This is a genomic window from Frateuria sp., assembly GCF_035944355.1.
Lineage (GTDB): Bacteria > Pseudomonadota > Gammaproteobacteria > Xanthomonadales > Rhodanobacteraceae > Frateuria_A.
Genome location: NZ_DASZBH010000014.1, coordinates 1 through 22,430 on the forward strand (window position 1 = coordinate 1; position 22,430 = coordinate 22,430).

Annotated in this window: 20 protein-coding genes, 1 tRNA gene and 1 pseudogene; 6 read left to right on the forward strand and 16 right to left on the reverse strand. The window is 65.4% G+C overall.

All coding sequences use genetic code 11. The features are described from left to right. Nucleotides 1–137 precede the first annotated feature (137 nt). Nucleotides 138–923: a transglutaminase family protein gene (locus tag VGU03_RS10365; RefSeq protein ID WP_327480311.1), complete on the reverse strand. Its 786-nt coding sequence runs from the start codon at nucleotides 921–923 to the stop codon at nucleotides 138–140. Between the two features lie 134 nt (nucleotides 924–1,057). On the opposite strand from VGU03_RS10365, the gene VGU03_RS10370 reads away from it, so the two are divergent. From VGU03_RS10370 to VGU03_RS10380, 3 genes are all read left to right on the forward strand, one after another. Next, on the forward strand, nucleotides 1,058–1,750 hold the full coding sequence (locus VGU03_RS10370; RefSeq protein ID WP_327480312.1) for an enhanced serine sensitivity protein SseB C-terminal domain-containing protein: 693 nt from the start codon (nucleotides 1,058–1,060) through the stop codon (nucleotides 1,748–1,750). 10 nt (nucleotides 1,751–1,760) lie between these two features. Next, nucleotides 1,761–2,417, forward strand: coding sequence for a hypothetical protein (locus VGU03_RS10375; protein WP_327480313.1), 657 nt, complete (start codon nucleotides 1,761–1,763; stop codon nucleotides 2,415–2,417). 394 nt (nucleotides 2,418–2,811) lie between these two features. Next, nucleotides 2,812–2,910 (forward strand) — tRNA-Ile (locus tag VGU03_RS10380). A gap of 395 nt (nucleotides 2,911–3,305) precedes the next feature. Here VGU03_RS10380 and VGU03_RS10385 read toward each other — a convergent pair. The 9 genes from VGU03_RS10385 to VGU03_RS10425 form a co-directional block, all read right to left on the reverse strand. After that, on the reverse strand, nucleotides 3,306–3,506 hold the full coding sequence (locus VGU03_RS10385) for a SulP family inorganic anion transporter (protein ID WP_327480314.1): 201 nt from the start codon (nucleotides 3,504–3,506) through the stop codon (nucleotides 3,306–3,308). A 12-nt stretch (nucleotides 3,507–3,518) separates the two neighbouring features. Next, nucleotides 3,519–4,133, reverse strand: a complete 615-nt coding sequence (locus tag VGU03_RS10390; protein ID WP_327480315.1) for a ParB-like protein — start codon at nucleotides 4,131–4,133, stop codon at nucleotides 3,519–3,521. A 365-nt stretch (nucleotides 4,134–4,498) separates the two neighbouring features. Further along, the gene (locus VGU03_RS10395) at nucleotides 4,499–5,332 is read right to left on the reverse strand and encodes a CHAD domain-containing protein (protein ID WP_327480316.1); all 834 of its coding nucleotides are present in this window, start codon (nucleotides 5,330–5,332) and stop codon (nucleotides 4,499–4,501) included. 335 nt (nucleotides 5,333–5,667) lie between these two features. Continuing rightward, nucleotides 5,668–7,482, reverse strand: a complete 1,815-nt coding sequence (locus VGU03_RS10400) for an EAL domain-containing protein (RefSeq protein WP_327480974.1) — start codon at nucleotides 7,480–7,482, stop codon at nucleotides 5,668–5,670. Between the two features lie 16 nt (nucleotides 7,483–7,498). After that, nucleotides 7,499–9,136, reverse strand: a complete 1,638-nt coding sequence (locus VGU03_RS10405) for a methyl-accepting chemotaxis protein (protein ID WP_327480317.1) — start codon at nucleotides 9,134–9,136, stop codon at nucleotides 7,499–7,501. A 227-nt stretch (nucleotides 9,137–9,363) separates the two neighbouring features. After that, the gene (locus VGU03_RS10410; protein WP_327480318.1) at nucleotides 9,364–10,737 is read right to left on the reverse strand and encodes a tyrosinase family protein; all 1,374 of its coding nucleotides are present in this window, start codon (nucleotides 10,735–10,737) and stop codon (nucleotides 9,364–9,366) included. A 196-nt stretch (nucleotides 10,738–10,933) separates the two neighbouring features. After that, nucleotides 10,934–11,269 (reverse strand): hypothetical protein, encoded by a 336-nt coding sequence (locus tag VGU03_RS10415; RefSeq protein ID WP_327480319.1) that lies wholly within the window; start codon nucleotides 11,267–11,269, stop codon nucleotides 10,934–10,936. A gap of 52 nt (nucleotides 11,270–11,321) precedes the next feature. Then, the gene (locus tag VGU03_RS10420) at nucleotides 11,322–12,683 is read right to left on the reverse strand and encodes a cytochrome C (protein WP_327480320.1); all 1,362 of its coding nucleotides are present in this window, start codon (nucleotides 12,681–12,683) and stop codon (nucleotides 11,322–11,324) included. Between the two features lie 112 nt (nucleotides 12,684–12,795). After that, complete coding sequence (locus VGU03_RS10425) at nucleotides 12,796–13,242, reverse strand: CBS domain-containing protein (protein WP_327480321.1); 447 nt, start codon at nucleotides 13,240–13,242, stop codon at nucleotides 12,796–12,798. Nucleotides 13,243–13,518: 276 nt separating this feature from the next. Between VGU03_RS10425 and VGU03_RS10430 the strand changes: the two genes are divergently transcribed. Next, nucleotides 13,519–14,268: a response regulator gene (locus VGU03_RS10430; RefSeq protein ID WP_327480322.1), complete on the forward strand. Its 750-nt coding sequence runs from the start codon at nucleotides 13,519–13,521 to the stop codon at nucleotides 14,266–14,268. 4 nt (nucleotides 14,269–14,272) lie between these two features. Next, a complete protein-coding gene (locus tag VGU03_RS10435) occupies nucleotides 14,273–16,306 on the forward strand; it encodes a PAS domain S-box protein (protein ID WP_327480323.1) in 2,034 nt (677 codons plus the stop codon). A 7-nt stretch (nucleotides 16,307–16,313) separates the two neighbouring features. Here VGU03_RS10435 and VGU03_RS10440 read toward each other — a convergent pair whose 3' ends face one another. The 5 genes and pseudogenes from VGU03_RS10440 to VGU03_RS10460 all read right to left on the reverse strand — a co-directional run bounded on the left by VGU03_RS10440 (nucleotide 16,314) and on the right by VGU03_RS10460 (nucleotide 21,058). Further along, nucleotides 16,314–16,955 carry a Crp/Fnr family transcriptional regulator gene (locus VGU03_RS10440; RefSeq protein ID WP_327480324.1) on the reverse strand — a complete coding sequence of 214 codons (642 nt, stop codon included), beginning with the start codon at nucleotides 16,953–16,955 and terminating at the stop codon, nucleotides 16,314–16,316. A 257-nt stretch (nucleotides 16,956–17,212) separates the two neighbouring features. Then, the gene (locus VGU03_RS10445; protein WP_327480325.1) at nucleotides 17,213–18,763 is read right to left on the reverse strand and encodes a glucosyltransferase domain-containing protein; all 1,551 of its coding nucleotides are present in this window, start codon (nucleotides 18,761–18,763) and stop codon (nucleotides 17,213–17,215) included. 461 nt (nucleotides 18,764–19,224) lie between these two features. Continuing rightward, nucleotides 19,225–19,578: a hypothetical protein gene (locus VGU03_RS10450; protein ID WP_327481002.1), complete on the reverse strand. Its 354-nt coding sequence runs from the start codon at nucleotides 19,576–19,578 to the stop codon at nucleotides 19,225–19,227. A 301-nt stretch (nucleotides 19,579–19,879) separates the two neighbouring features. Then, nucleotides 19,880–20,221, reverse strand: a pseudogene (locus VGU03_RS10455) (alcohol dehydrogenase catalytic domain-containing protein); the annotation flags it as partial. 9 nt (nucleotides 20,222–20,230) lie between these two features. Then, nucleotides 20,231–21,058: a universal stress protein gene (locus tag VGU03_RS10460; protein WP_327480326.1), complete on the reverse strand. Its 828-nt coding sequence runs from the start codon at nucleotides 21,056–21,058 to the stop codon at nucleotides 20,231–20,233. 68 nt (nucleotides 21,059–21,126) lie between these two features. Here VGU03_RS10460 and VGU03_RS10465 point away from each other — a divergent pair, with 68 nt between their 5' ends. Then, entirely contained in the window at nucleotides 21,127–21,594 is a 468-nt protein-coding gene (locus VGU03_RS10465) for a universal stress protein (RefSeq protein ID WP_327480327.1), read from the forward strand. A gap of 43 nt (nucleotides 21,595–21,637) precedes the next feature. On the opposite strand, the gene VGU03_RS10470 is transcribed toward VGU03_RS10465, so the two are convergent. Next, nucleotides 21,638–22,288, reverse strand: coding sequence for a BON domain-containing protein (locus VGU03_RS10470; protein WP_327480328.1), 651 nt, complete (start codon nucleotides 22,286–22,288; stop codon nucleotides 21,638–21,640). Between the last annotated feature and the right edge of the window lie 142 nt (nucleotides 22,289–22,430).

A 22,430-nucleotide genomic window follows, 5' to 3' on the forward strand; every position in this document is an offset into this window, starting at 1 on the left:
GCCACCTTGAACCCGCGATCCGTCACCTGGCGGACCGCCTCTACCTTGAACTCATCCGTATACCGCTTGCTGCTCATGGACACCTCCGAATAGGCCATTTTCCATGGCCCTGAGATGTCTAGGAAACCCTGGGCGATTCAGGATGTGACATCCCTGGCGTTGTTGGCTAAGGCTAATGCGGTCAGCCCCAATTGATATTCAGGAGGACGGCGGTGCGCATAGAATTCTTCCAAAGTGCCTATCATCACACCCACGGATTCCTTGCGGCTCAATGGGCGCAGGTAGATACCCGTGAGCAAGGCGCGAGGCTGAATGTGGTATTGGGCAACGTAACGGTCATCACTCAGCGTGCCACCGCTGGTGGTTTCGACATCCAACCATGTGCCGTCGTCCTTGTGAAACTTCACAAACACGTGCAGCGGCGCGGTGGCCAGTGTTATATCTAGGCCGAGCTTCTTGCCGAGAATGACGTAGAGCAGAGGCATGGAAACACAGTTGCCTTTGCGCGTCCGAAGGTACGTTGACAACAACTTATTCTGGATATCCGTGCCTAGCGGATCATTGAAGTCGTAACCAAAAGGGCGGTAGTCGTTCCATGGCCCGGCTTGATACAACGTACCGTTCAGCGCGATCAATTTGTCCATATTGGACGCGCCGGGGAGGATGCGTGCTCGCACGCGATCGGCCCATGCGTCCAGTTCTCTGAGGATACTCGCGCCGTTGATGGTGGCATCAATCATGCGCTCCACATCGACTTCGGCTTCGGCCAGGTCAATACGATCTTCCGGCTGTTGTAATAGCGCGGTAAGCGTCCGGAGATTGGGATCTTTGGGGAGGGCGAGGCTGGGTGACGCCGAAGCGTGGCTTGGGAGCGATATCCCAGCCGCAAGCGTGATGCCCATCGCGATCAGCCAGTGACGCATCCTGCCTCCCCGTTCCTAGCGACTGATGCTACTGCGATCCCGGGATTCCCAGCAATGGGAAGGACGAGCAAGGATGTGCAGGTGTAGTTGGCATCCGCGCAACACCAGCAGGACGCTCAGAGTGCGCCGGAAGTGTGCTCATCCACCAGCGGAATCCGCACCTCGCTGGACTGCTCGCCGCAACCGTCTACGCACACGTGCCTCGCACACCTCCGCCGGCTGGACGAATGCAATTCGTTCAGTTCGTGCGTCCGGATAACGGCCAGACAGTACTGCCTTTCTTCAGCGATCAGACCAAGGCCCAATTTGCCGGCAGAGGGCGGGTGGGCATCGTCAGCATGTCCGGGCGCAGGCTGTTGGAGCTGACACAGGGGGCGACCCTGATGCTCAATCCGAACGATGACGGCTACGTGCTCTATCCCGAGGAAGTTGCGGCACTCCTGACCGACCGGCCTCTCGGCGCCTTCGTCGCCGAGCAAACCGCGCCGGGCGAGACCGTGGGCCTTGCGGCCCCGAGCGTATCGGTGGATACCTTGGTCAAGGTGCTTGCGAGCTACTTGGGCAAGGAGCCTACGGTGCATGCCGGCTACCTGATGGAACTGCACCGGGGAAAGGACTTGGCAGACGTTTCCCTGCTCGTGGCCCTCGTGGTTCCTTCAAAGGACGCCGAACGCATCACGCGTGGCAGCATGGTCGCCGCGCAGCCGGTGGTGTCGTCCTTGACCTTGCCACTGCTCTTCATGTGCCATACCCCGGAGGAACCGCTGCCTCTGGGTTACGAGCAAGGGGTTCGCTTTTACCAAGCATCCCGGCAAGCTAACGACTAGGAGGACTGCCGTGATCGACAACAAGCCATATGCCAATTTCCTGAGCATTCGTCAGCGTGGCAAGGGCATTCCCTATGGCGGAGCCGGGCATCCCCGAGCTGATGGCGATGCCAACCATGGGTTTCGCTTTGCGAAGGGGAAGCCCGAGGTCCTCGACTGGATTCCGGAACTGAAACGGGACCGTGCGCTCGATCGGCTCGTCCGGGCGATCAACGCACCAGCATCGGGTCTCTTCACGGTGGGTTGCGTGAGCGGAAAGGATGAAGGTGAACACGGCGTACGCTACTCAGGCTACGTCGAATTTGCATTCAACTCGCGCTCCGTTGTTGCCGATGCAGCCAGTTACTTTCCGGTGTTCTTCCACTTTTGCCGGTCCCTGCACGAAGGCCAATTTCAGGAACGGGTTCAGTTCAATTGGGAGCTGGAGGGGGCGACCTTTTTGGAGGCCGATCACATGATTGGCTTTACCTGTTCGGTGATCATCAACACGCCCTTCGATCCCGACCCCCAGGCAGCTCGCGACGCTTGGGAGGCATCTCTCGAGTGGCTTGGGAGCTATCTCGGGAGCGTGCCACCACATGGTGATGACGTGCTCTATACGACAGACGCCCCAGTAGCCTCCTCGCTACCGATTACGACTGATCGGGAGAGCGAGCATGCAGGATGAACTGCGTGAGATCGACCATGATCTCCACGTACCGGTGCAGGAGCTTGTACCAGCTCCGCTGGATAGCTGTCCCGCCGTTTCTGCCACCGTAGGCGACCGCTCTTAGTTGCGATCCGACAAACGCATCGGGCGCGTGTATCACCGAGACGCGGCAGCCCACCTTACCCAGCCACTACCGACGCTTTGGGTCACGGTCCTCACGGACTACGGCGACGATACGATCGCCAGGTTGCTGAGCCTCGTTGAGGCTTCCAACCATCGATGTCGTGCCGTGGCCAGGTAACCGCTCCCCGGCAGATCTCAGCAACTGCTAGCATGGCGCCCATGATCACTCTTTCAGTCCACCGCGAACGAATATCGCACCGCGTAATAAGCGCGGATCGTGCGTTCGTTCGCCCCCGTGGCCGAGTGGTTAAGGCGACCGGCTTATACCCGGTTGAGGCAGCGGCCAGATAAGCCGCTTACGCAGGTTCGAATCCTGCCGGGGGCACCACTATCTCCACATTGTTGAGTGGCCGACGGCTGCTTACGGGCGCGATTGCCGCTTTTGGGTTGGGCTCCCGGGCCGGAAAGTGTCTCCTCCCTTACCGGATACTGGGCACACGAGTAGGGCTACGCGATTTCGGCGCACTGGAGGCCGCCGAATTTCTTTGCTGCAACAACATGTTGAACGCTTTTTCGGCCTCTTATTGCAGCTTCCCTGTCATTGGCTCAAGTTGCGGCGTGCCCAGAACACTACGAGTCAAACAGCCTGACATTAACTGGGCAGGGGTGGTAATTCCGCGCACCTCCTTATGGTCGCCCGTCGCCGCCGTCAAAAGCTAATCTACCTGTATTCAACCGCTTACAAGCGAAATTGCCGCTTTTTGGTCGTATCCCTGCCAACCCTCACGAAGTGGCCGAGACGATGGCGTAGCGACTGCGGCCGAGCACCCCGTAGCAAAGCAAACCGACGAACAAGGCCGCCATACCCGCCTGCGGGGACAATCCGGCAATACCCGAATAGGCTACGGCCTCAGGTACCAGCAGACCGGCGATCGATAAGCCGGCCAACAGGTCCGCCGCCAAGTAGGGAGCCGGCTTCGCCATTGCGGCCACTCCTCACTCGATCGTGCCGGTCCAGCCAGGCAGGTAGGCCGTGGCGTGGCTGTGCGCCAGCAGCAGCGCCTCCTGCATCACTTTCGCACTGATCTTACCTGCGGGCAGCTTGAGTTGACGACGATAGAAGTCCGCCCACAGGAATTCGGAGTACGGCATCGCGTCCTTGGCATATCCGCCGGCCACACGCACTCGCGTCGCAAGGGTGCGGAACGGATCGTCGACCATCTCGCCGAGGCTGCCCGGGATGACGGTGTAGTCCACCCGGTGACCGTGCTGGTCGTAAGGGTGTGCCCATCGGTTGAACTCCATGGTGCGCCAGAACACATCCTGCTCCAGCCACGAAAAGTCTCGCTGCACCACCACCGGCACGCTTTTTACCGCCTCCTCCATCAGGGCCAAGCCGAGATGATGATGATCGACGATATACACCCGCTGCTTGGGCCCGAGCACACCTGGGAAACAGTGCGTCTGAAGGAGCTCTGCCCGCTTCTTCCGGCCGATTTTTTTCCATGCAGCGCGTTTGGCAGCTACCTCCGCCTTGCCTACGGTGACCTGAGTGGGGCGCAACTTGGTCAGCGCGACATACAGCAGCGGGTGATGTGAATCAGACGCCATGGCATTCCTCCTTCAAAACGTGACCGTTCACTCTCTGGCATCGAATCGGGTGGTACGCCTCCGATTCCGTAGACGGTTAGGCGCTGCTTTTCAAGTTGATCTCCTCAAACTTCATGGGCGCACGTATGAAAGCCCGCATGGCGAGGAATGGTCCGCCAAAGTGAAGGTGACCACGCCCGGAAGCGAGCCACCAACCGCCTAAAGCGTGGCGTATAGACTTGGTGAGGCCACCGGTGCGTGATGAAGAACTTTCGGTGGGTAGCCCCCGCCGCGCGTACCGCCAAAGCCTGGCGGCTGAGACAGCAACGAACACAGCCACGAACGCCGTCATACCGGAGGCGATAATTCGTGGCCTGCACAACCGGCTACCGGTCAAGGGCTACTCCCGCGCGTTTGACTAGCTTCGACTCATGCTGCGCGAGGTGCTCGCGAAGCTGCAGTGCTATTTGTCCGTAATGCGGCAGATCGCTCATTCGCCGCAGCACATTACGTAGCATCTGTCCGTCACGAAGTGCGCCCAGTTGGTCGCTGAGCCTGTGCAGGTCCTTGAGCTTCTTGCTCGCGGACTCCTTCACTGCCTTCTGGACTATTTCGGGCTCTATCTCGGAAAGGGCTTCTATCTGCATTCGCAGCTTACGCACGCGCCGGCGCCAACGGTGCAGGTTTTGCGGTGTCGGATCGGCCTTCGCGCGTGCTTCCGCCTTGGCCACACGTTGAGAACTGTGCGCAAGCCTCTGCTGGATATCTGTCGGCTTGACCCGATCCCAAGCCATGTCATCCAGTTGCCGTGCGACACGCTCGACCCCGGCGCGCCTACGGTGGAAGTCGATATCTCGCGCGAGCGTCCGTTGAAACAGCGCATCGCGCCGTTGCACGAGACGATCGATCGCAGGCCCCCATTGTTTCGACGTGTCCCTGGCGGCGAGGGTTTCAGCGGTGACGACTATGACGTGCGCATCGCGGAGCGTCGAAAGGCTGTCACCCAGGCGCTCCAGCACCCGATCAATCGCCGCAGCCTCCGCCAAGCGACAGTCCACCAGTAACAGCAACGCGCGAAGGCGCCGGATCGCCTTCCTGGCGCGGTGGATGGACAGGTGAATACGATGTCGCGAGGCGAGCGCAAGAAGAATTGCCGCACACTCCCTGCGCACCGTGGCCCGCATTTTTTCCGCGAGTTCCGAAGCCGTTCTTGACGACATCGCGATTTCCTCAGTCCGGAAGGACGTCCACCATAGTTGCGTCGCCTTCGGTACACCAGCAGGCGCTCTTCGGAGCGACCGGGCCGCGCCCACCCTGCCCTCATGGCCGGCTAGGGGAAGTCGGATGTCGACGGCGCGGTGAAAGGCCGAGGAACGATCCACACCTTTTGTAATGGCCATGCGAGATGGGGATATCTTCCACTGTCTCACCCGCCCCAAATTCGGCGAATACAACTCTGTCCAAAACGAGCCGAGCTCGCCCTAGCCCGCCTGCACCGGCGATCGAACTTTCGCCAGTGAGACGCTCGATCCCGTTCGCTCGATCGAACGAAACCTCACGCCGGCAAGCCATCCACCCGCTCCAGCGGCAACCAACCGCCGGTGTGGATCACGTGCATGGGCACCCCTTGGCGTCGCGCGCGCCGCTTGGCCCGGGCCGCGAGGCGGGCTATGAGCTCTACACGTGTGGGAAAAGGCGGCGCCAGTGCCACCGCTCCGATGGTCACGGAAGTCAAAGGGAAGGTCTGCCACATGCCGTGGCGATCCTTGGCCTGCAACTGGCCGCGACTCAGATGTTGCGGGTCGAACAGGGCACGCGAGCGCTGGGTGAACGCCTCGATCATGCGGTGGCAGCGTTCGTGCCAGGTCGCACTTTGCATGAGCAGGAGGAAATCGTCGCCGCCGATGTGGCCCACGAAGTCGGCATGCGCATCCACATGCTCGGTCAGGATGTCGGCGAGCAATTGAATCATCCCGTCCCCACGGAAGTACCCGTAGAGGTCATTGAAAGGCTTGAAGTCGCTCAGGTCCACGTAAGCCGCGACAAACGGTACCGCGCTCCCCAGCAGGCGGCCCAAATGCTCCGTGACCGGGATATTTCCCGGCAGCAAGGTCAGTGGATTGGCGTGTGGAGCTGCATCGATGCGCAGTTCGGTGACCCGGCGTACCAGGGACTCGCCCGTCCCCAGGCCAAGGTAGCGGCCTTCACGGGTCACCACGAAGCCGTCGGCCAGGTAACGCTGATCCTCCCCGCGCAGGATCTCGGCCATGCTGTCGAGGCTCCGCTGCGCCTCGCACAACAGCGGTTGCTCGTTCATGAAAAGCGCGCACGAACGCCTGCCGAACAGTTCCCGGGTAAAGGGCTTGGCCATACGCTCGGTGAACTCGCGCCGATTGATCAGGCCGACCGGCTGCCGGTCGATCGTCACCGCCAACGCGTGCAGGTGCGGGTGTTGCGCGAACAGGCGCTCGACCTCGGCCACGGTGTTCGCCGGAGTCAGGGCTGGCGCGGGAATCATCAGATGTTCGGCTTTGACCGCGTGTTGCATGAGCGGTCCCTTGTGTCGTGGTGGCACCTGAACACGCTGACCCCGTAGCGCGACGTGGGCCGCTTCGGAGACCCGGGTTGCGGGCTCTGCCGCCGGACGGCCCAGCAAATAGCCTTGCGCGTATGGGATACCGAGCTGGCAGAGCATGCGAAGATCAGCCGGCTCCTCCACGCCCTCTCCGATCAGTTCGGCGCCGAGTGTCTCGGCCACCCGGCACAAGGCCTGCACGATCGCCAGCCGTTCGGCACTCGTCGCCAGGCCACTCACCAGGTAGCGGTCGATCTTGACCACATCCGGACGAACCTCATTCCACATCTGAAAGTTCGAATGGCCGTTGCCAAAATCGTCCATTGCGACGCGGACGCCTCGCGCGCGCAGGTGGGCGATCGAAGCGGCGAGTTCATCGGGGTTGTCCACGATGTCGCGCTCGGTCAGCTCCAGCGTGATCCGTGCCAAATCCAGGCCCGGGGCAGACAGCGCCGCGCGCACCTGTTCCGGGCGCAACCCACCCTGCAGGATGGCTTGCGCGCTCAAGTTGACCAATAGACGCCCTGACTCGCCCCGCGCTGCAAACGTGGAACAGATGGTTCGTACGGCGTGCAGTTCAAGTTCCGCCAGGCGCCCGAGCTTGCGTGCCTCGTCCAGCAGGTGCGGCATAGTCACGCCCGGGCCGACCGTCGGTCGGCTCAGACCTTCATGCGCCACGATTTCCAGCGACCCCAGGTGGACGATGGGCTGGAACACCGGGCGCAAACCTGCCGGCTGCAGGGCTTGATCGAGCAGTTCGCTGGGTCGGGCCAGAACGTTTTGGTCGGATGACATCACGAATGATCGCGACTCACGCGAGCAACGGCGTGGCGACGGCCGCGATGTCGTCCTGGCGCAGTCGGTCTTGTTGTCGGGTGTCGACGCGCTCGCCGGTCAGGGAGAAAAAGCCGACTACCTCCAGCAGCGTATGCGCGCTCCCGGTCAGGCTCTGGCTCGCCACGGCCGCCTGCTCGCCGAGTACCGCGTTTTCCTGGGTCGTCGCACGCATGTGCTCGGCCGTTTCGACCAAGACGCCTACGTCGTGTGCGTTCCCACGACTTGTCTTCGCCATCGCCGCAACCATACCGGCCAGTCGATCGACCGACGAGGCGATATCGCCGAGTACCTCACCGCTCCCCCGAACCTGGAGCGTTCCCTCGGCGACCGCCCGCTCGCTCTCTTCAATCAACGAACGGATACTGCGCGCGCCCTCACTGCAGCGGCCGGCGAGCTGCCGCACTTCATCAGCCACCACCTTGAATCCACGACCGCGCTCACCGGCGTGGGCAGCTTCGACTGCTGCGTTGAGGGCCAGCAACCGTGTCTGGAAGGCGACCCGGTCGATCAGGTCGAGGATTTCGCCCATGCGGCGGCCCGCCAGTTCGATCGCCTGCATGGATCCGACCGCCGAAGCGACCGCCTCGCGGCCACGCTCGGAAAGCTCACGAGCGTCGAGGGCAGCTCGCTCGGCTTCCACCGCATGTGCCATGTCCGCATGCAGACCCGCTTTCATGCGCTGAAGGGAGACCGTGGTTCTGTCCAGATAGCCGCATTGGGCCTGGGTGCGATCACTGAGCGCTTCGTTGCCTCCGGCGATAGCCAGGGCCGCCTGCTCGACGGTGGCTGCGCGTTCGCGGACCTTGGCGACGACCGTACCAAGCTGGGCGTCCATACCCGCCAGCGCGCCCAGCAGTCGATCGATCTCCTTCGCCTCGCTTCCCCCGATGTCATTTCCCAGCCGCCCGCGCGCGATGGTCGAGGCGACCTCCATGGCCTTGGTCAGCCCGCGGCCAATGGAGCGCAAGACCATCCAATCCGCACCCACGGTCAGCAGGAGCATGAGGCTCAGCAGGCCCGCGAGCATGGCAAGTGCACGCTGGTTATCCCGATGCTGGCTCGCGGCTTCGCTCGAGCCCTTGTCCAGGGCCTTGTCGAAGAGGTTCGCGTAATCGGTCTTCAGGGGAATCAACGCTGGCTGCAGGTCGCCCGAGACTTTCAACTGGGCCATCGTGAAGTCCCCACTCTTGAGGAGACCCATGACTTCGTCGATGAGCGCGTCTGTATCGGCGCGATGACGTTCCGCCAGCGCCAGCGTCTGTGACTGAGCGCGGCCAAAGTCACTGTCGGCAAGGGTCTTCCAGGCACGCGCCGCGCTACTGCGATCCCTATTCACCGCCGTGGTCGCATCATCGGCGGCGGAGGGCAATTGCGTAAGCACGGCATGAAGCAGCGCCTGCATCAAATCGTCGTAGTCGCTCTGGATGCGCCCTACCGCTGCCACGGGCGTTAGCGTCTCGCCCACCACCTGCTGCAATCGCCGGTCGGCGCGGGCAAGCTGAGCGGCTGCGATGCCGCCGAGCAGAAGCACGAGCATGACCGAGCCGATCAGCCGGACCAGCAATCGCGCCCGCAGGGAAGTGGAACGCAGGGATAACCTCCGCAGATGCATGTGACCGCTCGCGCTGGGATGCCGCCTGGGGGTGGCGTCAGTGAGGCTGATTGTCTCGACTGCTTTATCGCCGGCTGTTGCAACGAATTGTCAGTACGGTGACAAGCGGCTCGTGCACTGAGCACCGCCCTGCGCAGGGTCGCAGTCGCGTGCGGCTGCGTCGATGCAACACCAAGCGCAACGGTCCCTTGCAGCGCAGGTCCCTCTGCGCTGCAAGGTCCACCGGTTCAATCGGCCTCCACCCACAGGCGGTCGACCCGGATGGCATCGGCCTGTGGAGCGCCTTCAGTCTCCTCCCGAACGAAGCTGAGCGTGAGCTCGTCCAGCGGCGCAGGCCAGATCCGGCTCAGCGCCTGCTGTGCGGGCAAGGTGATCCTTGCCGGTCCGTGCATGGCCATCACGTTGCCGCCATGGGCCATAGCTTGCGCGTGCCGGGCCGCGCTGACCTCGAAGGGCCCGAGCATGCCGACCAGATAGTCCTGCTCCGGTTGTGCCAGGCCCCGGCCTGGCAGGTTCAGCAGGATCTTGTAGAAGTAGCCGCCCCGTTCGCCCGCCGGGGTGAGGGTGATGCCGTCCAGTACCACGCGGAGCGCATTGCCGGTCGTCTGCGAAACGCCGATGACCAGGCTGCGCACACGGTCGCGCCCTTCCCTGCTGAGCGCGATGCGCACGCGCGCCGATCGAGACCCGAGCACCAGGCCGCCGGTGCCGCCCAATGACGCCCCCTGCGCCGGCAGGGGCGCGACCACGGCGTCCGATAGGGATGCAAGCTGCGCGGCATATGCCTGCAGGCCCAGCTGGCTCGATGGCAGAACCGATGCGTCGTAGCGGTAACCCAGGATGCCGGGCGAACGAGTATCGACCCGCGGCATCCCGGCAACGGCCGCTCCGTAGATGAACGAGCCGGACCAGTAGCTGGAGGTGGTCGACGGCATGTGGCGACCGGCGCCCGCGCGCACCCACGCGTCCCACAGACGATCGATATTGCCATGGTGCAGCCAGAAGATCGGGTCGCGCGGGGAGATGGAAACGTTGTCCATGGCGCCGCCGATCAGGTTGTGCACGGGGTTGTGGGGGGCGCTCTCCACCGCCGGCTCGAAGGCATTGGTCGTTCCGCGGGGGAAGTTGGTCAGGCTGCCGCCGAACGCGGTGAGGCTCAGCGCGCGGGACACATCCTTGCCCGTTCGGCCGGCCAGATAGAGCGGCGAGGCGGGATTCTGGAACTCGGTCGGCAGGATCGGCTCGTTGTAGTAGTCCCAGTAAGGCAGCACCAGCGCGCTGTTTGCCGCGGCCTTGCGCAGCTGTGCCTCGAAACGCACCAGGAAGCCCCGGTGCCAGGCGAGGAAATAGGGTTTGCCGTGCGGGCAGTAGTGACCGTGCACGCCGACCCAGTAGCCCCAACTCGCCGGACTGGCCGTGTTCGTGTTGGCACGCATCGTACTGACCGCCCGGAGGAAGGCTGGGTACAAGGTGCTCTTGCGGAAACTCGACCATGACGGTCGCGTGCGCAACGTGGTCGTGGCCTTGAGCACGCTTCGGGGAAGCATGGGTACCAGGGCGAGGGAAGCCGAGGCCTGCAGGAATTGTCTGCGGTTGATCATCGCGTTCCTCCACAGATTGCTTGGCTGCCGGCAAGTCGTCGCCGCAGCCCTTGTGATTGCGTGCACGAGGCGCGCAACGGCAACCTAGGTCGATGGAGGCGCGCGGGTTTGATGCACATCAACCGCCCGGGAGATGTGCAGCGCGACGTCGTGAAGGGACTCTGCCGCGCAATCTTGCGCAGCGTTCCGCTGGAATCTACGCGCAGCTATGCCCGCCAGGCTTCGCGCGCTGCCCGGCGCGCATGAAGCGCCACTTGAGCAACCGCGCGAGCAGCGAATAACTCGCGGTCGCCAGCGCCTGGAACGCGAAGAACTCCGGAGGTAGCGGCACGAAGCCGAACAGCCCGGCCAGTGGCGTCCACGGAACGGACGGCCGGCCGCCCAGCGGGTAACCGTGCGTGCGTACGAAGCCCGCACGTGCATCGTCGCATCGGGCGAAACCACCCTGCCCCCAAAGGCACTCGGTGGCCAAGCCGTGTCCACGACGGATCGGTTCCATCGCGGTCAACGGCAGACGGCGTCGCCTGCGCATGTCTCTATGCGCGCTCGTTGCTCGCGCCCTCCTCCAGTGGCCTGTCCAAGACTCAGATCGCCAGCCACACGAAGACGAACAAGCTGTCGTTGTCGCGCGCACTGCGTCCGGCGCCGTCGATGTTGTGCACGCGACCGGCAAACCGCATGTATTGCGTGTACTGCGCCCCCAACCGCAGATTCACCCAAGGCTGCAGCCAGGAGTCGGCGCGGCCGAACGGATTCCAGTCCAGTTCCAGGCTCGCACCACGCGTGTCCGGTCGTCCCGAGGGCGCGTACAACAGCCCGTCGCGGCTGCCGTCGGCGGCGAACCAGGCCAAGGTGGCACCCCAGGTCTGGCGATACCAGTAGCTGGCGTTGGCCTGCCACGTCGAAAGCGTGCCGTGGAGGTGCTCGGCGCCGTCGGCCGCAAAGGTGGCGTCCAACCGCTGGCGCTCGCGCACGTACAGCACGTTCGCGGTCAGCATGTGATCGCCCCCGATGCGCTGGTAGCTTGCGTCGATGCCCAGGTCGTGGAAGCGGTCCTGCGGACCCGCCAGGGCGACCGTCTCTCCGGCGGCATTGGTGGTGGTCAGACCGCGTTTGACGTCGAGCGCGAAACCGCCCAGCGTGAAGCTCCCCGCCGGCAGGTTCCAGGTATAGGCCAGCCGCCCATAGGGCGTGATGCCACCGAGGCGCCCGCCATAGTCGGCGTTGACCCTGCGCAGGAAGGAGGGTGACAGCGAGCGGTAGACACCCGCTTCCGCATACAGGGCACCGTCGATCTGCACATAGCCGTTCAAGCCGACCACCTGCCTACCGAGCGCGCCGAAGAGGACGGGCTGGGCAGGCGCGCCCGGCGCGAGATCCGCGGCCATGTAGGGGTATTGCCAGGCGGGCGCGGTGTTGAAGACGTCGGTCACCGTCGGGTTGTTGTTGAGCGAAATGCCCCAGATGCCGCCGTGGTGCGGGCCGGTGAAGGTACGTGCATAGCGCAGGTCGATGTTGTCCCAGCCGAGCAGGCCGCCGTTCTCCGAATAGGTGGCCTGCGCGAACACGCCCAGATGTTCGGTCAGGCGTCCGGCGAGGAACGCGGACACCTGCTGCAGCTCGAGGTTGTCGTTGCGCGAGAACCCCTTGGCCGGCACCTCCGCCTGGGCCTTGCTGGTGTGGGTGAAGGATTCCACCAGCATGGCGGACAGCGGCACGTCCGCCCCGTTCGCGGCCTGCAGCGTGTAGCCGAGCAACTTGAACTGGCGGCCGAAGGCAGTCAGCTGCGGACCGAATCCGCCTACGTGGCAGGCCGTGCATGGCTGCCCCGTTTGCCTCGCGTAGGAGGGAACGGCGCTTGCGTGCCAGGGCAATAGCAGCAGGGCCAGCCACAGGTTCTCCAAGCAGTGGCGGATCCAAAGCGGGCAGGTGCGGCTGGATCGCATGACGGAACTCCCATGGCTCAGCGCCGGCGACGAACATCTCACCAAGCAAGCGGAGGGGTGTTGACCTCGATCAATCGTCCGGAACCGTCCCTCGCTCGCGGTCACGGTCTTCCTAGAGATAGGCGCGGTCCAGCATCGGCTGGACGTTGAGCGTCTGGTTGATCCGGTCAGCCAGCGTGGCGAGGGCCACCAGCACGTCGTCCGTGCTGACGATGCCGACCAGCGTTCCATCGGCGTCGACCAGCGGGAGCCGCCGCACCCCACGCTGTTGCAGGGTCTCGATGATCTCGTCGATGGCCGCTTCCGGATGGCAGCGCGCCAGCGGCGTGGACATCATGCATTCAAGCGGGGTCGTCGCCGGATCGATGTGCGCGGCGATGCCGCGCATCACCAGGTCGCGGTCGGTCACGATGCCGACGGGGCGCGCCTGGCCGTGCTCTTCGCGAGTCACCACCAGGCAACCGGCTTGATGCCGGCGCATGATGCCGGCGGCCTCGGCCACCGTCGTGGATGCGTCGGCCTGGATCACGCGTCGGGTACCGATGTCGATAGCACGCATGGCGCCTCCTCGTCGGCGGGTGCCGCCCAAAGCATCGGTCGTTCCGCCCCCCGCCAATTGACCAGGATCAATTGGCCCGTGCCGCCGGCCTACCCGCCTTTTCGAGTTCGAATCCCGCAACGGGCTCTGGCACGAAACGGCAGCATCCTTGGTCCGCTTCGCGCGGACTTTGGGCGTTTCTTGATATAAGCAGGTGGTTTTGGCCGAACGAACCGAGGCGGCCTATCGTTCCCGGCGGGAACCCGAACGCCGCTCCCTCATCCGATGGGGGCTTCCGTGTCAGCACAGGACACTGACAAGCAAGGGGTGCCGCTCCGGCAGGCGCACCTGCTGGTGGTCGACGACGACACCGAGGTCGCGGCGCTGCTCAAGCGCTATCTCTCCGCGCAGGGCTTCCGGATCAGCATGGTCGGCAACGGCAGCGACATGCTCTCGCTGCTTGCGACCGACACCATCGACCTGGTGCTGCTGGATCTGGGCCTGCCTGGCGAAGACGGCCTGGAACTGACCCGACATCTGCACGAACACTGGCATGGCCCGGTGATCATCGTCACCGGACGGGGCGATTCGGTCGACCGCATCGTGGGACTGGAAGTGGGCGCCGACGACTATGTGACCAAGCCGTTCGAGCTGCGCGAGCTGCTCGCGCGCATCCGCAGCGTCCTGCGCCGCTCCGGGGAACGTCCCCGGCAGGCGGCATCGCGGCCCGCGGTTTACCGGTTCGCGGGTTACCGATTCGAGCTCGACAGCCGGACCCTGACCGCGCCTTCGGGCGACCCGGTGCCGCTGACCAGTGGCGAGTACGGGCTGCTGCGGATCCTGGTGACCCACGCCAACCGCGTGCTTTCGCGCGACGAGTTGATGAACCACCTCTACGGCAGGGACTCGGGCCCTTACGACCGCGCCGTCGACGTTCAAATCGGGCGCCTGCGGCGGAAGATCGAGACGGACCCGGCGACGCCCACGCTCATCAAATCCGTGCGCGGAGCCGGCTACATCTTCAGTGACACCGTACGCCGGGAGTAGCGCCATGCCTTTCCGCGAGGTGGTCGGCAATCAAGACCTGTTCCGCACGCTCTTCGAGATGGCGCCGGACGCGATGGTGGTGGTCGATCAGGCTGGCGACATCGTGCTGGCGAACCCGCAGGCGCACGGCTTGTTCGGCTACCCGCCGGGTGAACTGGTCGGGCGGCCGGTGGAGAGCTTGCTGCCCGAGAGCGCCCGGGCGGCTCACGCCATCCATCGCCTGCGCTACACGGCTCATCCCCGCGTTCGCCCGATGGGCGCAGGCTATGAACTGACGGGCGTTCGGCGCAATGGCAGTGCCTTTCCGGTGGAAATCGCGCTGGGACCGGCTGGCGGCGGCCTTTATGCCGCATCGATACGGGACATCTCCGAAACGCAACGCGCCCGCCAGGCCCTGGAACGCGCTCGCCGCGACGGCTATCTGGCCGAGCTGGGCCGGCTGGTCCTCGAGTCCGGTCGCGATGCCTCGCTGCGCGTCGCGGTGTCCGGGTTGATTGCAGAGGCGCTGGAAGTCGATGGGGTAGCGGTGGCGGTCGGCCTGCCCGGAGGCAAGGCCTTGCCCATTCGTTCGGCCAGCGGCGTCGAACCCGCGCTGGTCGACGCCCTGGCGGACGCCCTGGCCGCCGACCATCTGACCGCGCACCTGATGCAAAGGCGCCACACGGATGCGTGGATGCTGACGCGGGATCCCGAGGACGAACTGCCCGCCATGCGTGCGGTGCTGGCCACGCATGGCTTTGGCGACGCAGCCATCCTGGCGCTGCTGGATCAGCACGAGGTGACCGGCGCGCTGCTTGCGTTGACCCGCGAGCCCGGCGGCCTGGACAGCGACCAGCTGCACTTCCTGCAACTGGCGGCCAACCTGCTCGCCGCGGCCGTCCAGCGCGGTCGCCGCGAGGAGCAGCTTGCGCATGCCCAGCGGCTCGATGCGTTGGGCCAGCTCACCGGTGGCATCGCTCACGACTTCAACAATCTGCTGACGATCGTCTCCGGCAACCTGCAGATGCTCGAAGCCGAGTATGGCGACGCCCCCGATGCCCGCGAACTGGTCGACAGCGCATCGCGTGCGGTCGACCGCTGCATCAACCTGACCCGCAAGTTGCTGGGCTTCTCGCGCCGCCGCACGCTCAGTCCCTGCGGTGTGCGGCCGCAACAGGTCTTCGACGACGTGGGCGACATGTTGATGCGCACGTTCGGCGCCCGAATCCACCTGAGCCTGGATTGCCCTGCCGACGTTCCCACGGTCTACGCCGACCCCGGCGAACTGGAGACGGCGCTGGTCAACCTGTCGCTCAATGCGCGCGATGCGATGCCCGAGGGCGGCTCGCTTCGTATCAGTGCCCGCGAGCGCCATCTGGCAGCGGGCGAGGCGGACGGTTTGCCGCCGGGGCAATACGTGGCGTTCCTGGTCGAAGACACCGGCACCGGCATGTCGCAGGACGTGCTCGACCATGCGCTGGAGCCTTTTTTCACCACCAAGGACGCCGGCAAAGGCAGCGGTTTGGGGCTGAGCATGGTCTACGGTTTCGTCAGGCAATCGGGCGGGCGCCTCGCCATCGGCAGCCAGCCCCGCCGCGGAACGCGAGTGGAGATCCTGCTGCCGACGGCGCCGCCGGAAGAAGAGGCCGGCGAGTCACGCATCGCCGGCAGCGTGAGCCCGGGACACGCGCGGGTGCTGGTGGTCGAGGACGAGCCCGGCGTACGCAAGGTCGCCGTCCGTTTTCTGCACTCGCTCGGCTACGACACGCTGGAGGCCGCAGACGCCACACAGGCGCTGGCGCTGCTGCGCAGCGACAACGGGATCCGCCTGGTGTTCTCGGACGTGGCCCTGGCCAATGACACGACCGGATTCGAGCTGGTGCGCGAGGCGCGGCGCCTGCGCCCAGGGCTGCCCGCGCTGCTGACCTCGGGCTACGAGCACGCCACCGAGGGTGCCGACCAAGCCCTGCCGAGCGGTGTCGGGCTGCTACGCAAGCCCTATCGGGTCGAGCAGCTCGGCGAGGCGTTGGCACAAGCCCTGGATGGCCGCCAGGCCTGACTCCGCGTCAATGGATGGCTTCTCCCTGCCCGGCCATGCGACGCAGGCCATCCGTATCGAGCAGGCGGATGTCCCGGCGCTGCACCTCGATGCACAGGAGCCGGTCGAGCCTGGATAGCGCGCGGGTCACGGTCTCGTGCTTGAGGCCCAGGAAACTGGCGATGTCGGCGCGGCCCATGCGCAGCAGGAAACGGCGTGGGCTGAAGCCCAGCCGCAGGTGCCGTTCGGCCATGTCCAGCAGGAACGCCGCCACGCGCTGCTCCGCCGTAAGCGTGCCCAACGCCAGCATCCAGGCGCGGTCGTTGCGGATCTGTGCGGCCAGCGCCGCGGTCAGCCGGCTTTGCAGTTCCGGCATCTGCAGGCACGCGTGCAGTACCGGCGGATAAGGCAGCTCCCAGATCTCGCTGTCGTCCAGCGCCACCACGTCGCATGCGTAATGGGCCAGCCCGATGGATTCGACCCCCACCAGCTCGCCCCGCATGTGGAAGCTGGTGACCCGCTCGCGTCCGTCCTCCGACAGATCGCAGGTCTTCAGGAAGCCCGCATGCACCAGATAGATGGCATGGAACGGCTGTCCTGCGCGATAGGCATGCTGGCCCGGCGCGAGCTTGCGGCGCGCGATCTGGACGTGCCTGGATAATTGGTCCACGTCGAGCGGGCCTGCCGAAGCGATCAGTTGCTGTCTCGCGGCGTAGGCAGAACGAACCGGGGTCTGGGCGACGATCGCATGCATGGCGGTCTCCGGGAAGTCGGTTTACGTTCCCAGACTAGCCAGCCATTGCCACTGCACCGCGACCGTCGCGCAACGCTGCGTAACGGTCCGTAACAACCGTGCAACCGCCGGCACTGCACCGGTTCCGGATCAGGGCCAGATTGACCGCCGGCTTGATCCGGCGTGTTCCCGCGTCAGTCGAACCGCAGCACGGCCGTGCGATCGATGACATAGAGCCTGTACGTACTGGTGGTCACCACCGGGCCGGTGTGCCCCAGGCGAGCGAGCAAGCGTTGATGGGCCTGGAGCGACGCCGGATCCGCTTGCGCACTGAGGTCGGTGATGCCTTGCACGTAGAGGTCGAGAAAACTGTCCGTCTGGAAGGCCGCCCATCCTGCGATGTACGGCGTGATCAGCGACCGCACCAGCGGGATCTGCCCGATGACGTGGGCGGTTACCGGCGCATAGCCGTCGGAGCCCTCAATGAGAAGCGAATCGATGCCACGGCTCGCCTTCAATTGGGCCAGGTCGTCCGCCAGGCGGGCGCCGATGCGTGCCTCGTAGAGCCTCTGCTCGTTCAGTGCGTTGCCGTATGCGCTCGCCAGCGACGCCATGCCTAGCGCGAGTGTGCATGCGGCCACCCCGAACCACCGGGGCGAACGGCCCCACTTCTCGAAGGACGCACGCATGATCACCAGCGACATCACCAGCAGCGCGCCGATCCCCATCAGGACACGCGGGGTGATTTCAGGCGCAGCCAGCACCAGCATGGGCCCAAGCGCAAGCACCGAGGCGATCGCCGGCACCAGTAGCGCGATCGCGGTCCACATCGCTACCGCCAAGCTGCTGTTCTGGGCGCGTTGTCTGGCTGCATAGCGCAGGCCGACCACGACCGGGGTCAGCCCCAACAGCAGCAGGATCGGGGCGTAGGCGACCCACCAGTGTGCGTCGAGGCTGGTCCCGACGAAACGGTAGAAATCCAGATAATTCAGATAGAGCTGCCGCCATTGGCCGGCGTGGATCGGGGTGGCCGCCTTCCTGACCCAGCCGCTGATGTGGATGCCTACCGTCACCTCGTAGGCCGCCATCGTCACCAGTATCTGCAGGAACCGCGACAGCGCCATCCGCGCGAGGGCGCGTGGCGGTGCGTCCTCGATCTGCGCGTGCACGATTTCCATGAACGCGAAGACCAGGTACACGTCGATGGCCGGCTGGTAGAAGTTGAGGCTCGCGAACAAGGCGAGTACGCCCAGCCACCAGCGCCGAACGGTGTGTTGGTCCAGCACCACCGGGACCAGCGCGAGCAGTATCGCCAGGCTCATGCTGAGCGCGTCGAACTTGAAGGAAAGGTTGCCCAGGTAGAACGGCTGCGCGCCGAGCGGCAGGGTCGCCAGCGCAGCCGTCCAGGGCGAACGTATCGCAAAGCGCCTGGCGATCAAGGCGCCGGCCCAGGCAAGAACGGCCACCGCCCCGATTTGCGTCAACGGGGAGATGTCGACCATGGCATGGTCGTACGCCTGCATGGCGCGCATCAGAAACGTGGTCAGCGGGCGACCGTTCGAGTCCCAACTCGCCCGTCCGAACAAAGCCCGCTTGATGTCGTCGTTGTAGTACTCGTCGGCGCGCAGGATCGGGAAAACAATGACGCCGTAAAGCGCAAGGAGAATCAGAAACGTCCTACGCTCACGGTAGGCGACGCCCCTGGGGACGACGGCTCGACTGCTCGATGGGCGTGTGAACGTCATGGTGAGCGTGCAGCGAAAGGACAAGGGGCGCCTGCGTCGGCGCGGCAGGCGTGGCCGAACTCATCGCGACCGCCCCGGGACGAGCGCGCCAGCACCGACGGTGAGGATGCTTCCATGCCTCAGAGCCGTCGGGTCGCCGCGCTTGCGGACGTCGTCCCGATGGACGCGGTGATCGAGGCCAGCGGCCCATCGCTTGCGAAGGAAGCCCCACTGGCAGCGCGAGCGGGAACAGCAGAACAACGCATGACCGTCACCTCCTGGCAAGGGCGTCGAACCTAGGGTGTCGCTCTTTCGGGTTCCTTTCGGTACGCCTCCGAGAGCTTGCCTCGGGCTTAGGGCAGGCGCATTGCCACGCGATGGCGTCCAGGCTCAGCGGCCGAAGCAGGGCTTGCCCGGCACAGAGCTCTGCCGCTGGGACAGGATCCCCAGGCACGGCGGGTCGACCCGCCGGCCGGATACGCTCAGCCATCGCCGAGATGCACAGCCAACACGGCCGCGCCGCTGAGCCTGCCGTTGCGCAAATCATCGAGCGCCTCGTTCGCCGCCTCCAGCGGGTAGGGTCGCGTCGCGGCATGTACGCCTGCGCTGGCGGCTTCGGCGAAGAAGGCGTGGGCATCGGCGCGAGTGAGGTTGGCAACCGAAACCAGCTCCCGTTCTTCCCACAGCAACCGGTAGGGAAACGCCGGGATATCCGACATATGGATGCCGCCGCACACCACCCGACCGCCCTTGCGCACAGCCTTGAGCGCCAGCGGCACCAGTTCGCCGGCGGGCGCGAAAATGATCGCCGCGTCGAGCGGTTCCGGGGGCGGCATCGGCGTTGCCTGCCCACGCCGCGCCCTGCGAGCGGGCGAAAGCTTGTGCCGTCAGGTCGTCCGCCCGGGTGAACGCCAATACCTGCCGGCCCTGGTGGCGAGCCACCTGGGTCAGCAGGTGCGCGGCGGCGCCGAAGCCATAGATACCGATCGTTCGCGCCCGTCCCGTACGGGACAGCGCACGCCAGCCGATCAGGCCCGCGCACAGGAGCGGGGCCGTCGCGATGGGGTCGGCGTCATCGCCCAACGGGATGCAGTAGTCGGCACGTGCCACCAGATGGCTCGCGAAGCCCCCGGGGCGGGTGTAGCCTGTAAAGCCTGGCGCGTCGCATAGGTTCTCGCGGCCGGCCAGGCAGTACTCGCACGCGCCGCAGGTCGAACCCAGCCAGGGCACGCCTACGCGCTGGCCCAGGCCGATCCGGTGGGTGCCCTTCCCGAGCAGATCGACGCGGCCGACCACCTCGTGTCCGGGAATCATCGGAGGCGCCACGGCGGGCAGCTCCCCGTCCACCACGTGCAGGTCGGTACGGCACACACCGCAGGCCTCGACGCGCAACCGCACTTCGCCCGGCCCGGGCTCGGGGTCGACCTGCTGCCGGAGCACGAGTGGCCGGCCTACCGCCTCGAGCACCATGGCACGCATGGATAGGGGTCAGTGGCGGAACAGCACGGGCAGCCGCGCGTTCCAGAGCACATGCCGGGTGGCCCCGCCCAACGCCCACTCGCTGAAGCGGCTGCGGCCGTAGGCGCCCATCACCAGCAGGTCGGCATGGAAGCGGTCGGCTTGCTCCAGCAACGCCTCGCCGGCCCCATGCTCGTTGGCGAGCAGATCCTGCGAGCGGGCGCGGATACCATGCCGCTTGAGATAGGCGTCGATGTCGAAGGGCGGCTTCCAGGTGACCTCCTGGAAGGTTTCCTTGGGCGCGCCGCGCAGCAACAGCACCTCGTGCGCCCGCTGCAGCACCGGCAAGGCTGCGTGCACCGCACGGATCGCCTCGGACGATCCGTTCCACGCAACGGCCACGTGCGACAACGACACCGCCTGTACCGGCCGGGGCGGTACCACGATGCACGGGAGGCCCACGGCCAGGATCAACTCCGCCAGGTCGGAAGGCGATGCCCATGTGCGCTCCGGATTGCGTTCGAGCACGAGCAGGTCGTGCCAGCACGCGATCTGCACCAGTGCCTCGGCCAGATTGCCCTGCCCCACCACCCAGGCAGCGTGCTCGATGCCCATGCCGCTGGCCCAGCTGACGAACGGCCGCTCGGCCGCCAGTGCGCCCGCTTCCAGCGTCCGGCACGTTTCCAGCATGGCTTCGATCAATTCCGGCGTACTGAAGCTCGGCGTGGCGTACAGCGGCGACGGATAGACGTAGGCCCCCGTGACCGAGGCCTGCAGCAGGCCCGCCAACTGCGTGCCGTACTGGGTCGCGCGCGGCCAGTTTTCGAAGTCGATGGTGTTGACCAGGATGTCGTACATGGCAATGCCTCCAGGCACGCATCGCACGGGACAGCGGCTGCGTCGTGGCGACACTAGGCGATCCGTCAGTGGCCAAGGTGATGCAGGTCAACTGGCGCGTGCGGCGAGGTTCTGCTTTCCGGTGCCGCGTGCATCGTGGTGCGGAAGCCAGCGTCGCCCCTGGCTGCCTGGTGCATGCGATGGTTGCCTGGAACGGCTCGACCGCGTCCACTCGCGCGCTGCACGCCGCCTTGCCCTTGCTGCGCACCGCCAACGCGGTGTCCCTGCTGCAACAAGGCGCGGCATATGGCGGCGGCAACTCTCCCGATGCCCTTGCGCACCTGCGCGCCCATGACATCTTGGTCAGCGCCATGGAGACGGTGGCGGGATCCGACGAGGCCGTCAGCGAACAGGTACTCGCCTACGCCGGCGACACGAGGGCCGACTTGATCGTCATGGGCGCAAGCGGCGGCCGCCGCTTGGGAGAACGCTGCCTGGGACCCACCGCGAGCACTTTGGCCGCCCGCAGCCGCCTGCCCGTATTCCTGAAGTTCTGAACGAGCAAGGGGGCGCCGGCGCGCGCCCCCCCAATGGCTGGCTCTAGGCGATGCGCACCCGGTTCTCCACCGTGCGTACGCCAGGTGCCGACCAGGCGGCCCGCTCGACCGCCTGGCGCTCTTCCCAGTCGTCGACGCGGCCGTCGATGGCCACGGCTCCATTGGCGTGGATGTCGACCTTGATCCGGGCCGCCTCCACTTCCGCATGCCGCTTGAGCGCATCGACGATGTTCTTGCGCACGTCGCCTGCCTCCACGTGCGGCTCGACCAGGATCTCGTTGGACACGCCGGTCACGCCGGTCAGCTTGCGCACATCCGCCTCGGCGGCCTCGCGCTGGTAGTTCCAGGGCACTTCGCCGCTCAGGGTGACCCAGCCGCCGGATACCTTGACGTGGATCCGATCCGAGGGCGTCAGTTCGTCCCAGGTCATGATGTTGAGGACGCGCCTGGCAATGTCGTCATCGCTCAGCTTCTTGTCGCCCGGCAACTCGACCTCGATTTTCTGGGCGATCGCTCGTACTCCGTTGACTCGCCAGGTTGCGCGTTCGGCGGCGATTTTCTGGGCGTAGCTGGGAACATGCCCGGTCAAGGTCACCACACCGTCCCTGGCCATGACGGCAATGTTCGACGCGTCGATGCTGGGTTCGAAGTCCAGCTCCTCCAGCACGTCGTCTCGCAGGCTCAGGTCGCTCATGGCACACCTCGGTTTCCGTGGTGGGATTGCCATCAGGCCATCGCGCGACGGACGGCCATTTGAGGCAGGTCAAATCTTCTGTTCGTGCAGCGCGCGATTGACTCCGGTCAACACCTGGAGCACGCCGTCCGTGCCAAGGTAC